General features: G+C 54.7%; 10 protein-coding genes. All 10 read left to right on the top strand.

Features of this window, described 5'->3' with window-relative positions:
• Positions 1-22 precede the first annotated feature (22 nt).
• The 10 genes from ACUUL3_RS12810 (at position 23) to ACUUL3_RS12765 (ending at position 15,735) form a co-directional block, all read left to right on the top strand.
• The gene (locus tag ACUUL3_RS12810; RefSeq protein WP_448551956.1) at positions 23-2,185 is read left to right on the top strand and encodes a DNA methyltransferase; all 2,163 of its coding nucleotides are present in this window, start codon (positions 23-25) and stop codon (positions 2,183-2,185) included.
• On the top strand, positions 2,185-4,836 hold the full coding sequence (locus ACUUL3_RS12805) for a hypothetical protein (RefSeq protein ID WP_448551954.1): 2,652 nt from the start codon (positions 2,185-2,187) through the stop codon (positions 4,834-4,836). The genes ACUUL3_RS12810 and ACUUL3_RS12805 overlap by 1 nt, the downstream gene beginning before the upstream one ends.
• A gap of 4 nt (positions 4,837-4,840) precedes the next feature.
• Positions 4,841-6,448, top strand: a complete 1,608-nt coding sequence (locus ACUUL3_RS12800; RefSeq protein WP_448551952.1) for a DEAD/DEAH box helicase — start codon at positions 4,841-4,843, stop codon at positions 6,446-6,448.
• Between the two features lie 5 nt (positions 6,449-6,453).
• Entirely contained in the window at positions 6,454-8,661 is a 2,208-nt protein-coding gene (locus tag ACUUL3_RS12795) for an McrB family protein (RefSeq protein WP_448551950.1), read from the top strand.
• Positions 8,662-8,663: 2 nt separating this feature from the next.
• A complete protein-coding gene (gene mcrC, locus ACUUL3_RS12790) occupies positions 8,664-9,839 on the top strand; it encodes a 5-methylcytosine-specific restriction endonuclease system specificity protein McrC (protein WP_448551948.1) in 1,176 nt (391 codons plus the stop codon).
• Positions 9,836-10,993 (top strand): SIR2 family protein, encoded by a 1,158-nt coding sequence (locus ACUUL3_RS12785; RefSeq protein WP_448551946.1) that lies wholly within the window; start codon positions 9,836-9,838, stop codon positions 10,991-10,993. The genes mcrC and ACUUL3_RS12785 overlap by 4 nt, the downstream gene beginning before the upstream one ends.
• 2 nt (positions 10,994-10,995) lie before the next feature.
• Positions 10,996-12,687 carry an ATP-binding protein gene (locus ACUUL3_RS12780; protein WP_448551944.1) on the top strand — a complete coding sequence of 564 codons (1,692 nt, stop codon included), beginning with the start codon at positions 10,996-10,998 and terminating at the stop codon, positions 12,685-12,687.
• 97 nt (positions 12,688-12,784) lie between these two features.
• Positions 12,785-13,939: a pPIWI-associating nuclease domain-containing protein gene (locus tag ACUUL3_RS12775; RefSeq protein ID WP_448551942.1), complete on the top strand. Its 1,155-nt coding sequence runs from the start codon at positions 12,785-12,787 to the stop codon at positions 13,937-13,939.
• A gap of 13 nt (positions 13,940-13,952) precedes the next feature.
• On the top strand, positions 13,953-14,186 hold the full coding sequence (locus tag ACUUL3_RS12770; protein ID WP_011369119.1) for a DUF2188 domain-containing protein: 234 nt from the start codon (positions 13,953-13,955) through the stop codon (positions 14,184-14,186).
• A gap of 1,315 nt (positions 14,187-15,501) precedes the next feature.
• Entirely contained in the window at positions 15,502-15,735 is a 234-nt protein-coding gene (locus tag ACUUL3_RS12765) for a helix-turn-helix domain-containing protein (RefSeq protein WP_448551940.1), read from the top strand.

The raw sequence follows: 15,735 nt of genomic DNA, 5'->3' as shown, positions 1-15,735 counted from the left end.
GAAGGGATGGTAATGGGGATCTATGGCTAAAACAGGTCAGGCAAAGCAGATCATTGAAAACCGCAGAGGCGACACCTTTGGCGGTTGGCCTGCCCGTACCCTGCTGGAGGCGGGCGACATTCCCATTGCCCAAATCGCCGAGCTTGCCCTGCGTGAAGGCCAGAGCTCGAATCCTTTGTATCGGGTCCACCGCTGGTTTGCACGCCGGGTGGGCTCTCAGTTCCGTTCGATCCTCACCGCGCTGACCCTTCCCCCTGACAAGGCCGACACCTTTTGGGATACCTATCTCGGCAAGACCTCCGTGCATGGCGCTGTCGTTCTCGATCCGTTCATCGGCGGCGGGACAAGTCTGGTGGAGTCCATGCGCTGCAACGCCCGGGTGATTGGTTTTGATATCGACCCGGTCGCGACCTTTATTACCCGATTTGAGTTGGCCGCCTCCCGGATGGAGGATCACTACCCGGAAATCGAGCAGATTTGCAATGAGGTCGCCCAACTCATTACGCCGTTGCATCGGACCATGGTGGATGGCGTCGAACGGGATGTTCTTCATCATTTCTGGGTCCAGGTGAAGCAGTGCTCGAATTGCCAGAGCGATGTAGAGCTCCATCCCCATTTTCAACTGGCCTACTCCAAAGAGAAGGGCCTGCAGTGGGTATTCTGCAAGGACTGTCATGCGGTCCACGAATTGCCGATTGAACGCAAGGTGCTGCACTGCTCTTGCGGCAAGCGAACGACTATCAGCGCGGGCACGCACGGCAACGGGATCATGACCTGCCCGACCTGCAAGAACACACAGAAGATCGCAGCGGATGACCTTGACGGTGCCGAACGCCCCACTTGGAGGCTCTTTGCCCAGGAGTATCTAGTCGGAACCGGCAAGAACTGCACACGGCATTTCAAGCGCGTCGAAGAGGCGGACCAGGCGTTGTACGACCGAGCCACCCGAAAGCTGCGGATGATCGGTAATGGCTTGCTTGTGCCGACGAGAAGCATTCCCCGCGAGGGGCGTTCGGATGGACGACCTCTGATCCACGGGATTCGGCATTACTCAGACTTTTTCAATGACCGGCAGAAGCTCCACCTGCACCTTCTCGGTTCGGCCATCGGCCGAGTGGAAAGCGATGAGGCGCGGCGCTGCCTTGAGCTGGCCTTCAGTGAACATCTCACAACGAACTGCATGTACACGGCCTATGCGTTTGGCTATCGCCGAACGAGCCCAATGTTCTCCATCCACTCATACCGGCACATCACTCGTCCGGTCGAACTGAACCCTTGGCAGGATGGCGTCGGACGGGGGACGTTCATCAACACGGTCCGGAAAATATCGAAGGCGATTGCCTTTGCCAAAGCGCCCCAGGAGCTGCATCCGGAAGGTACCAGAGTCGCTTATGAAGATGATTTCGAGCGCGAACAAGCCTGCCTTGGCTCTGTCGATGATGTATTGAGCGGCAGCGCCACGGCGGCGATTGAAACGCAGTCTTCCGAGGAACTCCATTTACTACCGGACGGCTCAGTGGATCTCGTGCTGACCGATCCGCCGTATTTCGACAATCTGAGCTACTCGGAACTCTCGGACTTCTACTTGGCCTGGCATCAGGCTTTGGGAATCGCACCGCCCCCGTATGACGACAACGTCACTTCGGCTCCGATACTGCAGAACCTGGCCATCACGCGACGGTCCGATGAAGCCATCAAGGGATACCAGGAACGGCTTCAGCAGATTTTCATGGAATGCAACCGAGTGCTCAAGCCGAACGGGATCTGCGTGTTCACCTACCACCATAAACTTGCATCGGCATGGGATGCTCTCGGCACGGCTCTGCTTCATTCGGGACTCTCGGTAACCAAGGTTCTGCCCATGCGTGGCGAAGGCCAAGGAGGCCTTCACACTTACGATGGCACCATCAAGTGGGACGCGGTGCTGGTCTGCCGCAAGAAGAAAGGCGTCATCAAGAGGGGCGTTCCGGTCATCAGCGAAACCGCCTTCAAAGACGCTGTCTTGGAGGCGGAATCTCACTTTGAGGCCTTGTCCGCTCATAAACGGATCGGCTTCAAAATTCCTGATTTCACTAATTTGGCTCGGGCGTTGGTCGTCAGTAGAGGTTTCTTAGGCGAGGCGGATACCAGCACACGACCGATGTCGGATGCATTGAAGAACATACCAACCCCGGGAGAGTTGTGATGGCGAAACTCGATAAAGGAACGCTTGCCCTAACATTCAAATTCGATTGTGACCGGTTTCTCCGGTTTCGTCTGGCCAGTGATGCTGAAAGGGACTCACTTGGGGTCTCGGCCGAAACCTACAAACGCCCTGGTATTGAACTTATCAAAGCGGCCGGGCGGCGTTGGGAAGCCGACAAATACCAGGATCTGATCGACACCTCAGATGATGGGAAAGTTGTGTTCCTTCTCGAGGACAAGGTTGATGATCTTCTGGGACGGAAGCCCTTCAAGAAGATCCAGAACCTTTTTGACATCCTCCGGCAACAAGAACCACCGCAGGCAATTATCGAGGCGGAGTTTACGGTTCCCACAAACATTACTCCCGGCCTTCAAAAGGCATACGACGATTTCGGTCTCGACCAGGTACGAGTGCGCCCGGACATCCTTTGGATACGTCCAGGTGGTACTGGTGCGCCGCTGATCGGCAATGGGACTGTGCCTGAATACGAAATCCATATCATTGATGTGAAAATGGCTGCGGAGCCATCCCTCCGGCACTTCACAGAGGTGACCTACTACGCTTTGGCATTGGCCACAGCAATCCAGCAAGAGGGACTTGGCGGAAGATATGCCGTTTCGGCGGAAGGCACCATCTGGCCAGGAAGCCACGACATCAATGCGTTCAGGAACCTGGTCCAGCTTAATCAGGCCAAGGGAGCCGCAGATCCCGTTTCCGAGGCCCTCAGCGAAACGCTGATTCGGGTTCCGTATGAAGTCTATGAAGTCCACGTAAAGCAGTTTTTCGAGGATCGCCTTCTCCGGGTTCTACAGACCGATATGGAGGATGCCAGTTGGCACGTCGGTCCCAAGTGCCAGCTTTGCGACTACGTTCGCTACTGCCGAGACAAGGCATCCGAATGCGATCATCTTTCCCGGCTGGCCTGGCTCAATCAGGGACAGGCGGAATTGCTCCGTTCAAATGGCATTAGCTCTACAGCGGAGCTGACCGAAGCCGTGACTACCGCCGATGATCGCTGGCAATCCGTTATCGACTCCAGCCACCAGTTGCGGGCGGATGGGCCAGCGTTGGCCACTCGTGCCCGTTCCCTAACCGAGGGGGCACCCTTACCGGTCGATGGGCGGCGCAGCGCGATGATCCCTGCCTGGACTGACCAAAGCATCTTTATCACGATTCATTTCGACCCGGGCTCTGGTATCTCGTTTGCCTTGGGCGCGGCGCGGCTCTATTTCCCGCACGGCCGCAAACCCGGCGATCCTCCGGTGACGGACGAAAAGATTTTCATCGTCGACCGTGTCGATGCGATGAACCCGGAAACGGAACGCGAGAGGCTAAAGGAATTTGCGACCGTGGTCTCTGAGTGGTTAGAGGAGGTGTCGACTGTCAACACCGGTCTACCCGCTCGTGACCGTCTCTCTTCCCACATCTTCTTTTGGGACATGCTGGAGGTGCGTCAGCTCAAGCGCATGTTCGAGCGTCATATGCAGAACCCTGACGTGATCGAACTGATCGAGGTACTTACCCGATTCTTCCCGCCGGACAGTCTGTTGCCCGATCCGGATGCTTTCAAGTCTCAGCCAGGGACCATCGTCAAGGAAGTTCTTCGAATGCTGGTTGGACTGCCGGTTGCCCACGATTACTCCCTGTTTGATGCAGCGAACAGTTTCTTCCCAAATGTTCGAGAGGATGGCACCCCGTATAAATTCGATCTGCCTTTTGGGTTCGCTACCCCAATGAGCGATCAGATCCCCTTCGAACGTGCCTATGAGCTGTGGCAGGACAAAATTTTCGTTCGCCATTTCAATAAACTTCATCCTACTGACCCGTCAAAGTGGAGGCGCTACACCCGGGACGAACTCTACGATGGCATTAAGCGGGCCACGAAGGTTCACCTGCAAGCTTTGCAGCACATCGTCCGGCGACTGCGTGAAAACTACAAAGACCGGTTGGTACTGAAAAAGAGCGGTTTCTCTGCCGCACGATCCTCCCAAGCAAGCGTTCCGGAGGCGGCAAGAAGCCTGATCGCTTTTGAGAAGCTCAATGTCGCGTGCCAGGAAATGGAGAACCGGAACACTCGCTCACTGCCTGTCGATGAACGGGAGGCGAGGTTTTTCTCGATACGCGGGTTGACCTTGAAGCCTCAAGCAGAGGCTGATCCGATCATCGATGAGATCAAGTTCGCGAATCCACAGTACCAACACGAAACGCTCTATGTTTTCGATTTTTCTCCGACCAGCAGGGATTCCCGAATCAAGGAAGGCGAATTTACCGTCGCCCTATCCAACGAGAATGAATACGTGGATCTCGACGAACCGTGGCGTCGGCGACTTGGATTGGGCTTCCAGGATGCAGAAGAACTGCTGGGCGAACACGGCCTGACCGAGCGGTGGATGACGAACAAGTCGACAGGGGCATTGCTTCAGGTAGAGGTCATTCGGTTAGAGGCCATGCAGGACAATCCCTATGTGGTTCTTAAACCGGGTCACCAGGGGCTCTTTCAGTTTGCGGTCGCCCAAGGACTCGTGGCGCTCGACTCACCGCTTGTCCTCGATCCGATGTACCGGGATTTTTCGAGCGACAGGATAGAAAAAGCATTGAGGTCTGTCGGCGGCAAGGCAGCACCGATCAAACGTGCCAGGAAGCGGAGGTAAGGCAATGGCTAAGAGACCGACAAAAATGACCGAACCAGCCCATAGCCTGATGTATACCCCCGGCTCGCTGGCAGCAGGAAAAGCATTCGCCGACACCAACCAGTTGTACGCGAAGGTAACACCATATCTGAAGGATGCCTTTAACGAAAAGCAGGAATCCCTTTTTCACGATGCATTCGGAAACAGGATTTCTTTGCTTTGGGGGCCGCCGGGTACAGGAAAGACCACGGTCTTGGCCGGGACTATTCTTGGGTGGATTGAACATTACGCCGAGGCGGGAACTCCGCTGCGTGTCGGTATCGGGTCCAGCAACTACAACGCTATCGATAACGTCCTCAACGAAGTCCTGGAACTGATCAACAGACGGACGGCCTCGGTCGGAGCGTTAGCTTGTCCGGTTCGTGTCACAAGGGTGAGGAGCGACTCCTCCGCACCCCCCTTGAGTGATCAGATCGAAGATATGCCGAGGACCTCTGCAAGGGCTCAGGGTTTTGTGAATGCCCTGAAAGGCGACGATCCCGGGATCATCATCGTGGGGGGCACCTGGCAACAACTTGGACGACTTGCCGAGAAAGACCACCAGGATAGCGAGCCGACAGCCGAATGGTTTGATCTTCTGGTGATCGACGAGGCATCACAGGTTCAGGTTGCTGCGGCTGCGGCCTACTTTCTGCTTTTGAAGTCTGATGGGCATGTTGTCCTTGCAGGTGACGACCGGCAGCTTGGGCCGATCTACGGCTTCCAGATGAAGGATAGCGTTCAAGGGCTGTTTGACTGCATTTTCTCTTACATGAAGGAGACCCACGGCATCACCCCGGTGCAGCTTAAACACAACTACCGGACCAACGTGGAAATTTCCGCATGGCCCTGTAAGCGTTTTTATAAGAACGAATACGAAGCGTTCTTCCCCGAGAGAAAGCTGGATCTCGCCATCAATATTGATGGAAGACCCGCCGACTGGCCTGAGCAGTTGCCATGGTCCGACGAGTTTCTCCGCATTCTTGACCCGGCTTGCCCTGTGGTGGTGATCAGCTATTCCGCCAACACCTATACGTTATCGAACCCTTTTGAGGCGCAGATCGTTTCCGCTTTGACCCTTTTGTACAAGAAGCTGGTCGACGCCCAACAGTCCGGAGTAAGCGCCCAGGAGTTTTGGACGCAGAAAATCGGCATTGTGACTCCCCACCGAGCCCAGATGGCATCCATCAGAAATCTGCTCGTGGACGCAGCCGGTATGACGATGGACCCGCCTCCATTTGTGGACACCGTAGACCGGTTCCAGGGTCAGGAGCGCGACCTGATCCTTTCCAGTTATGTGGTGGCCGACCGGGATTTTGTTGCGTCTGAAGATGCGTTCATCCTAAGCCCACGACGATTCAATGTGACGCTGACCCGGGCGAGAAGCAAGTTTGTGATGCTTATCAGCGACGCGCTTCTCCAGTATCTGCCATCCGATCCGGACGTGGCTCGTGACGCCGCTCACCTGCAGCTCTTTGCCGAGCAATATTGCAGTTCGGTATGCGACACCATCGACTTGCCGTTCTTTGAACGCGGTGCTCTGTCGACCATGAGATGCAAATTGAGGGGGCGATATGAGAATGGAGGAGAATAGATATTATGAATTCTAAACCTGAAGGAGCCGGAGCCCGAGCCTGTTGGTTTGTCGGAGCCACATACGGCGGAACCGATGATCAGACCCCCCGCTTTCTGCAGGAAGGCATTTGGGAAAATGGGTATCAGGACAAATATCTGGACGCAGTAAAGTCCATCCAGGTTGGGGATCGCATTGCGATCAAGTCGTCCTATACGCGGAAGCACGATCTACCCTTTGATAACCGGGGCCAAACCGCTTCCGTCATGGCGATCAAAGCCATTGGCACGGTAAAAGAGAACCTCGGCGACGGCCGCACCTTGAAGGTTGACTGGAAACCTTTCGATCCTCCGCGTGAGTGGTACTTCTATACCAATCGAAGCACGGTCTGGCGGGTCTTGCCTGGCGACTGGACCACAGATGCGTTGATCGGATTCACCTTCGAGGAAAAGGCACAAGACATCAACCGGTTCCGCAATGCCCCTTACTGGCGTGAACGCTTCGGTGATAGTGCTGTCGACAAGCGCCGTTTCAACTGGACCCGCTTTTACGAAGCGGTAGCAGACAAGCTCCTTACCTTTCAGAATAGGCGGGATGAGCTAATTGCGGGAATTCACGTTATTGCCTCGAAGGTGGATGGCCTCTCCAACCTGCAGGATCAATTCGCGGATGGTTCCTCTGGCCCCCTGAAGGACATCTGCCCCTTTACGGCTATGGGCATATTCAACCGGGGGATCACCGATGCAAATCGCAAAGCTATTGCGAGCGAGCTTGCCAGTCTGCTTGGAGTGTCTGAGCCTGTTCCGGACTCCTTTGAAGGGATTCCGATTCTCAATAATCAGAAGTCATGGTTTTTCGGGTTCGATAACAAACGCCAACCAGATGACATCGACACCCTCTGGGAAGCCTTTGCTCAGGCAATTGCCTTCGCGGAATCGGATGATGCGGAGGCGCGGTCGGCATTTGTCTCAGCTTATGACAACGCGACGCAGCGCTATGGTGTGGGGTGGAACCTTACCATGGGGTTGTACTGGATTCGTCCCTGGAATTTTCCGACCCTTGATGGTCAGTCCCAGCGTTACATCAGCAAGAAGCTCAACATTCAGATTGGCATGAACGGCCCCAAGGGCCGCTGCAACGCCACGGATTATCTGGCGGTGCTGGACACCCTTGAGGCTCGTTTCCAGGAGGATGCTTATCCCGTCCACTCATTTCCGGAGTTGTCACTTGCCGCCTGGCTTTTCAAAGATAGTGGGACATCTGCCCACCCAAATGCCACAGACCCTGATGCGCAGGATGACGAAGCGGATGCCACACCCGAGGCAGAGATCACGGCTGCACCCATCGAACCGTACTCCGTCGATGACATTCTGACGGATGGATGTTTTATCGCCCGGGAAAAACTCGAAAAGATTCTCGAGCGCCTTCGGACCAAGAAAAACCTGATCCTCCAGGGGCCGCCGGGCACGGGAAAGACCTGGCTGGCCAAGCGATTGGCTTTCGCTTTGATGGGGCAACGCGACGACAGCAAAGTCCGAGCGGTGCAGTTTCATCCGAACCTTTCCTACGAGGATTTCATTCGTGGATGGCGGCCAGTGGGAGACGGAAAGCTCACGCTGGTGGATGGGCCTTTTGTGGAGATGATGAAGGCCGCCGCGAAAGATCCAACGTCAAGACATGTCGTAGTCATTGAAGAGATCAATCGCGGGAATCCCGCACAGATTTTCGGCGAGATGCTGACGCTCCTCGAGGTCGACAAGAGAACGCCGAATGAGGCCCTGGAGCTTTCCTATAAACGGTCAGATGGCGAGCGTGTATTCATCCCGGACAATCTCTATGTCATCGGTACGATGAATATTGCCGACCGCTCCCTCGCTCTGGTCGATCTGGCGTTGCGTCGCCGTTTTGCCTTCATCGATTTGGAGCCCACGCTCGGCAAGCCCTGGCACGATTGGGTTCAATCCCAGTGCGGTATTGATTCAGAAATCCTTGTCGAAATCGAGAAGCGTCTCATTGCCCTGAACAGCGAGATTTCAGCCGACACCGGTCTCGGGCCTCAGTTTCGAGTGGGGCACAGCTATGTCACACCGCCGTTTGGTATTCCCATCAGTGATGCCCGGGAATGGTTCCGTCAGGTGGTTGATACCGAGATCGGTCCGTTGCTCGATGAATATTGGTTCGATGCGCTCGAGAAATCCCAGAAGGCGAGAGAACGCTTGCTGGAAGGATTCTGATCGTGACACCTGCTGCGGCCAACTTGATATCAGACGCCCATGAAGGGATTGGCCGAATAGGCCGCATCCCGGTGCGCAACCTTTGGCTGCTCATGCTGTACGCATCGGATTTGTTCAGGGATCTCGAAAAGGCGAAGGTCGCCGTAGAGGATAACCCTGATGACATACCAGACCTGGTCGCAGAGATGCTTTGCCGTCGCGTCGAGCGTCGTATTCAGCGCAACTTGAGTTATGGCTACCAATCGCGTGAGGCTGTTCTTGGCCGCGTGCGCGGGCGCATCGACCTACTGAAAACAGAGAGGCATCGATTACTGGATCGTGGAAAGGTTGCCTGTCGATTCCATGAATTGACCATCGATACAGCCCGAAACCGCTATGTACGGACGGCCCTGGAGGAAATATCCAAAATCGTTCTCCGTGGGGGGCTGGCACACCGATGTCGGTCTTTGGCAGCAAGCTTGAGGCGCATGGGCGTAATCGGGGAGCGTCCGAATCGTGGCGAGGTCTCCATCGACCGCTTCGGGAGGCACGATGCAGATGATCAACCGATGGTTGCTGCGGCCCATCTGGCCTTCAATCTTGCCCTACCTACAGAGGCCGCAGGCTCAAAACAATTGTCGTTACCGGATAGAGAAATTACCTGGATTCGGAAGCTTTACGAGAAAGGGATCGCTGGCTTCTATGATGTCGTGCTTTCCCAAAAAGGATGGCGCGTCGATGCAGGCAAAACAATTGGCTGGCAGATTGAAAGTAAGAGTCTGGGCATAGATAAGATTCTCCCCTCGATGCGAACCGATATCATCCTCGACCACCCGGTCGCGGAACGCCGTATCGTCATTGATACGAAGTTCAACTCAGTGGTGACACGTGGCTGGTATCGGGAAGAATCACTGCGCAGCGGATACGTCTATCAGATTTACGCCTACTTGAGGTCCCAGGAAGGTAAAGGTGATCTCCTCGCTGAAAACGCCTCGGGGCTGCTCCTTCACCCATCGGTGGGCGATATGGTTAACGAGGCCGTCGTGATCCAGAACCATGAGATTCGATTTGCCACCGTTGATATGGGAGCGACGGCAAAAGAAATCCGAGCGCAGCTTTTGCAGGTTCTGGAATTATCTCCGGGAAGCTATTCAACGGAAGACCAACATGAAATTGAAAATAGGGAGGACTCCCCATGAGCGCACCTGACAACCTTGAGACAATATGGGCTGCTCCATTTAGTGACGCTCTGGAGGCCCTGGACGCGCTTATGGCCCAGCATGGCAGAGTGTTTCTCATTGGTGCTGGCTGTAGCAAATGCGCTGGCCTCCCATTAATGGAGGAGCTTACTTCTAAGGTACTGGATAGTGGCGTGCTCGATGCTGACACCACAGATATTCTCAAGGGAATTCAGGACAGTTTTACTGGCGCGAGTGGTCCCAACATTGAGGACTACCTGAGTGAAATCATTGACTTGCTGGCTATCGCTGAAAGAAGGGCTGAGCGAGGCGCGACCGATAACCAAGTTTTTATAAAAGAAAAGCAGTATTCCGGACAGCAACTGAGAGAATCTGCAGAAAAGATCAAGCGCACTATTTCTGACATTATCGAGTGCGGCGACAAGAAAATTGATGTGGCGGTTCACCGGGAGTTCGTAAAAGCGGTTCACCGCCCAATTCGACCGGGCAAAACAGACGGCCTAGGTTGCGTGGATTATCTCTGCCTTAACTACGACACGCTTCTTGAAGATGCACTCGCGCTTGAGAGAATCTCTTTCTCAGATGGTCTGGATGGAGGAGTCACCGGATGGTGGAACCCTTCGGTTTTTGAGCGTGATGGCCTTTCGTCAAGGATTTTCAAGTTGCACGGCTCCATAAACTGGTGCGAGTTTGATGGCGACCCGCTTCCTCGCCGTGTTGCCGGTAATGTCAATGTGCAATCAGAGGGTGACAAAAGAATTCTCATTTGGCCTGCGTCAACTAAATACCGCGAGACGCAAAGAGATCCTTACGCTCAGTTGGCGGAACATGGGAGAAGAGCATTAAGGGCTGTTCCTGGGTCACAGAAAATTCTCATTACGTGCGGGTATCGCTTTGGAGATTCTCACATCAATCTCGAGATTGACAGGGCGCTGCGCGAATCTGAAGGTCGACTTACGGTCGTTGTGTTTACCTCTGATAATGAGCCACAAGGCCAACTAAAGAAATGGCATGATGATCCCGTAATCACGGAGCAGATACTCATTTTCGCAAATCGCGGTTTCTTTCATGGCAGCAATAAGACGCCATCCGACGCCGACTTACCTTGGTGGAAGTTTGAAAATCTGACCCGCCTGCTTGGAGGTGAAAGATGAGCATGTCGACTCGTAATCCCAATGAGCCAATTGAAAACCTGGCAATAGGTCAGATAATCGAGGTTGATGGCTCTCGCCTTGTAGCCGAGCTTAATCCAACCCTTTCTGAACTTTCGCGGGTGTATGCAGGAGAAACCTATCCCATAGGTCAATTTGGTTCCATCATCAGAATTCACTTCGGACGCCGACTCGTCTACGCGTTGGTTGGCAGACTTAGGATGAAGTCCGAATTCCAGGCAGAGCGGGGATTGGTACCAGCGTCATCCTCTGATGAAAGAATTGTCGAAGCTGACCTGTTCGGCGAAGGCGAATGGGTTCATGGGGCATCCGGTGAATGGGAACTCCGCTTTGAGCGAGGGGTTTCAACTTATCCACTTCCGCAGCAAACTGTTTATCTGACCCCGAAAGCTGAATTGCGGTTTATTTACGGCAAAGCAAAAGGTGCCGTTGTACAGCTTGGGCAGCATGTCGGCTCCGGCGGGACCCCATGCCTTGCAGATTTGAACGAACTACTCGGCAAGCACACAGCCGTTCTCGGCTCCACAGGCGCGGGCAAATCGGGAACGGTTGCCGCCATCATCCACAGCATCCTTGAGAGAGGTGACAAAAACTCATACGAGAAATGGAAGCCCAGAATAATTATTCTCGATCCTCATGGTGAATACGGGACTGCTTTTGCGGATCACACAAAACTTTCCTCTGATGATGGAACGTTGACCCTTCCATACTGGCTGTTGAATTTCCAGGAAACAGTTGCCCTGTTGATTGGAAAGACTGAATTTGTCGCGACATCACAGGCCAATATCGTCAAGAGCGCCCTCATGGCTGCCCGTGAGGAGGGAGCACAACAGCTTGGTCTCGATGCCAATAGCATTACTGTTGATTCGCCGGTTCCATACAAACTGTCGACACTCAAGGCAAAAATAGACGCAGACAAGCCTCCACAGGCCAGCAAGCAGGACTCTCATAACTCGATTCTTCAAAAGCTCGAAGTTTTGATGACCGATGCCCGACTCCGATTCATGATGGAAGAATGGAATGATGGCGCTAACGACCCATTCCCTGAAGTCATCAAACAACTCACTGGGGACGGACCTCAGCCACGCATTGTCGATCTGTCAGGAGTTCCCAACGAAGTCGCCGGTGTATCAAGTGCGGTTATTGCAAGAACCCTATTCAATCTGAAGATATGGCAGACCCAGCCAGAGCGCGAATCTGACCCGGTCCTATTGGTTTGTGAGGAAGCTCATCGCTACGTTCCGAATCGGGGTGAAGCGCAATATGAGGCCGCTCAAGAGGCAATCAGGCGCATCGCCAAGGAAGGGCGAAAATATGGCGTGGGGCTTTTATTGGTATCTCAGCGCCCGAGCGAAGTGGAGGCAACAGTTCTTTCACAGTGTAATAGCTGGATTGTCCTGAGAATCACGAATGACGCCGACAGAGAGCACGTTCGATCCATACTGCCAGATTCGATGTCCGGTCTAACTAAGATGCTATCTGGCCTGCGGAGGCAGGAAGCGATTTTTGTTGGGCAGGCTGCAATGCTGCCTTCGCGTATTCTTATCCGGGATTTGAAGCCTGAGCAGCTACCGAAATCAAATGACATCGATTTCGACAAGGGTTGGCAAAATGATGCGACTCCAGACGGACAGATCCAAGAGGTGGTTAACCGTTGGAGATATCAGCGCCGATGATTTCAAGAGAGGCTTTTGAGACTGGCCCAGTCAGCTCAAACTCTAAAAAAACAGTGCTCGTCTCCAACCCCGGGACGAACAGCAAAGTATGAATATTATGTCCGACGATCTGAAGTCCGCCAAATCTGCTCTCGCCAAACTCCATCACGACATGGAGGCCATCAACAAGCTGGCCAAGCCGTCCTATCTGAGCGTGATCGAGCAGATGGAGCGCACGCTGGAACCGATCCGCCGTCAGCATTTGGAGATAAGTCGTGCCTTAGAAATGTCTGGAGCAATGGCCCGAATACAGGAGATCGTAAGTGCCAATCAACACTGGCAGGATTTGATAAAGCAGGCCACCGCGACAAGCCGTATTGCCGAGAGCCTTTCGGCTGCACATCAGTCGTGGCTTGATACGATCAAGCCCATCCAGCACGATTTTTCGCACATTTCCCAGCTTCAGGCATCCGCTAAGCTGGCCCTGTGTGATACCTCCCTGCGACTTGCCGCCACGGAACGGCTCATGGGGGGCATCGATTTCGAGGCGATAAGGGGGCGTTTCCAGATCGAGATGCCGGTCATCGCGGGGCTGGAGAGCTCAATAGCCCATGTGGCAGCATCGTATGGAGGTTTGGCAGAGTCTATACGGGAGATCTCGGACATTACGCGGCTGCCTGCCTTCGTTTTGCCGGGGGCCACTCGTGAGATCTACACCACCAGCTTCGCGATCGAGACCCTTCGCCCCTGGGATGAACGGGATGAGGACGAGGCCGAAACGGAAATTCAGCTTGTCGCGGAAGCGGAGCTGGAAACTTCTGGCTGCATCGCTCTCCTGCAGCAGGTCGATCCCGGGCTCGCTCGGCCGTACATCGGCGCTCGAGATGCCCTGCATGGGAACAATGCCGACCGGGCAAGGCACATTCTGAGCTCGCTTAGGGAGCTGTGGAACCATCTACTCAGGCGTTTGGCACCCGATGATCTTGTCGCCACATGGATTCCGGGTGTGTCCAACCAAAAGGATCTGATACATGACGGCAAGCCTACACGTCGAGCCAGGGTACTTTATGTCTGCCGGGAGCTGAACAACGATCCGCTGACCGACTTCCTGGTGCACGATACCCGGGCACTGGTGAAGATGATCGATCTGTTCAATCGGGTTCACGAGTTGGAGACTGCGCTGACCGATGAGCAGCTCAGGGCCATTCTCCTCAGAACCGATTCGTGGCTGATGTACATACTGCAAATCTCATCGGGAAATTTTCACAAGTAAACAGGAGACGACCATGCCAAAGAAACCAGGATCACATCATGTTGTACCCAACGCCGACGGCGGCTGGGACGTCAAGAAAGACGGCGCGACCCGTAGCAGCGGTCACTTCGACAAGAAGCAGGATGCCGTTGATGCCGGACGCAAGATCAGCCAGAACCAAGGCACCGAGTTCTACATCCACGGCAAGGATGGGAAGATCCAGAACAAGGACAGCCACGGGAACGATCCGTATCCGCCGAAGGGCTGATGCTCTGGCCAATTCGATTCCCGTTTTGGGAACCGAACCGGCGTCCGAAAACCGGATTCGAATTTGTTGCGGCTCGACGCCAGGTATCCGGTTTTACTGCAAACCCGTCACCCTCGTCCGGTGCCGGGAAATCAGGGGAGAAAATCGTTTCTCTGGTCGGGTTGTCGGGAAGTGGTTGTGGGAGATGTTTTCGGCGTTTATTATCAAGGAGTTATAAGGAGTGCGGGCTTTGAGACTGCTTTGCGGTAGGTCGGCGTTCCCTCCACCATTTAGAAAAGACAGACCCGTCCACTAACCGCGTCCGGTTATTGGGCGGGTTTTGTTTTTCTGCGTATTGTCAGCGACTTACGCCGTTTTTGCGTACAGGATGTACGGTATGCCGCGGGCGCAGGACGCGCAGGAGCGGCGCGTGTCGGCGCTACCGCCCCGATCACTCCCTTTTCGGGAAACCTGTCATACCCCGGTTGCAGGCCGCGTCCCTGCGGCCTGTCGCTTTGCGACCAGCCTTCTGCTGTCCAAATTTTCGCCATCCTGGCAAATTTGTCTCTTTCGCCTGCACACCAAGGCGCAGGATGCGCCGACTGAACGCACGCAGTGCGGGCCGCAAGGCCGCGAAGCCAGGGATGGCGAAGCGTAAAATTCTCCGCATTGCGCTGCGCCATCCCGGCTACGCGTCCTGACGGACCAGCCTTGCGGCTGCCCCCTCCGGCCATCCATGGCCTCCGGGTCTTACCCCCATTCTCAGGACCTCGTCCGGTGTCCTGCATTTTTTCCTGCAACCGCTGCTCGGCGATCTGATGAACAGGGACGTTCGAATGCCGCGAAGTATTTATGCCCTTTGGGTACAGGACGTGCGGGAGCGGCCTTCGGCAAACTGATTGATACTCTTCATGACTTGTCCCCGAAGCGGTAGCGGAGCGGGGTTCCGTCAAACAGATCGTTGATGTCCATGGTCGGGCGCTCCTCGTTGTGGTTTATGCCCTTACTTACCGGAGAGACGGAGACAAATCCGCAGGACAGCGGATTTGGACGTCCGTCAGGACGCCCGAAGGGTGAGCACCAGGGATGGTGTGAATCAAAGTGTCGGGCGTCGGGTGATTTTTTTTGTGCTCACTGATATCCATGGGGCTTACTTACCGGGTGGTCGCCAGATGTGTCGGCGGGAATTTCAAATTGCCGTATCGCAGGGGGATTTCCGCAAGGATTTCAAGGTCGCGCTTGACATTTGCGGCCCATTGGATGATATATCAAGTGATAAATCGGGCGTTATGAATGGTGCGCCAGTACATCAGAAGATTCAGCAAGGAGAAATCCATTGGACGAGCAACACAGCATGGCTAGGCTGGTCCGTGAGCTTCGGGAACTTACCGGTCTGACTCAGGAAAAGTTCGCCGCCAAGCTCGGGGTGACCTTCCCCACGATCAACCGCTGGGAGAACGACCGCGCCAAGCCGTCGCCGCTGGCGCTGGAGAAGATCGAGAGCCTGCTGCGCAGCCTGGGGGACAAGGGCAAGGCCCTGCATAAAACATATTTTGGGAAGGACGCCTAA

It is taken from the genome of Thiovibrio sp. JS02 (assembly GCF_053485635.1).
This window is presented reverse-complemented; position numbering and strand designations above follow the sequence as displayed.

Coding starts and splice junctions, on each gene's coding strand:
- ACUUL3_RS12775 (WP_448551942.1), top strand. CDS start 12,785: ATGTCCGACGATCTGAAGTCCGCCAAATCTGCTCTCGCCAAACTCCAT.
- ACUUL3_RS12785 (WP_448551946.1), top strand. CDS start 9,836: ATGAGCGCACCTGACAACCTTGAGACAATATGGGCTGCTCCATTTAGT.
- ACUUL3_RS12770 (WP_011369119.1), top strand. CDS start 13,953: ATGCCAAAGAAACCAGGATCACATCATGTTGTACCCAACGCCGACGGC.
- ACUUL3_RS12810 (WP_448551956.1), top strand. CDS start 23: ATGGCTAAAACAGGTCAGGCAAAGCAGATCATTGAAAACCGCAGAGGC.
- ACUUL3_RS12780 (WP_448551944.1), top strand. CDS start 10,996: ATGTCGACTCGTAATCCCAATGAGCCAATTGAAAACCTGGCAATAGGT.
- ACUUL3_RS12800 (WP_448551952.1), top strand. CDS start 4,841: ATGGCTAAGAGACCGACAAAAATGACCGAACCAGCCCATAGCCTGATG.
- ACUUL3_RS12795 (WP_448551950.1), top strand. CDS start 6,454: ATGAATTCTAAACCTGAAGGAGCCGGAGCCCGAGCCTGTTGGTTTGTC.
- ACUUL3_RS12805 (WP_448551954.1), top strand. CDS start 2,185: ATGGCGAAACTCGATAAAGGAACGCTTGCCCTAACATTCAAATTCGAT.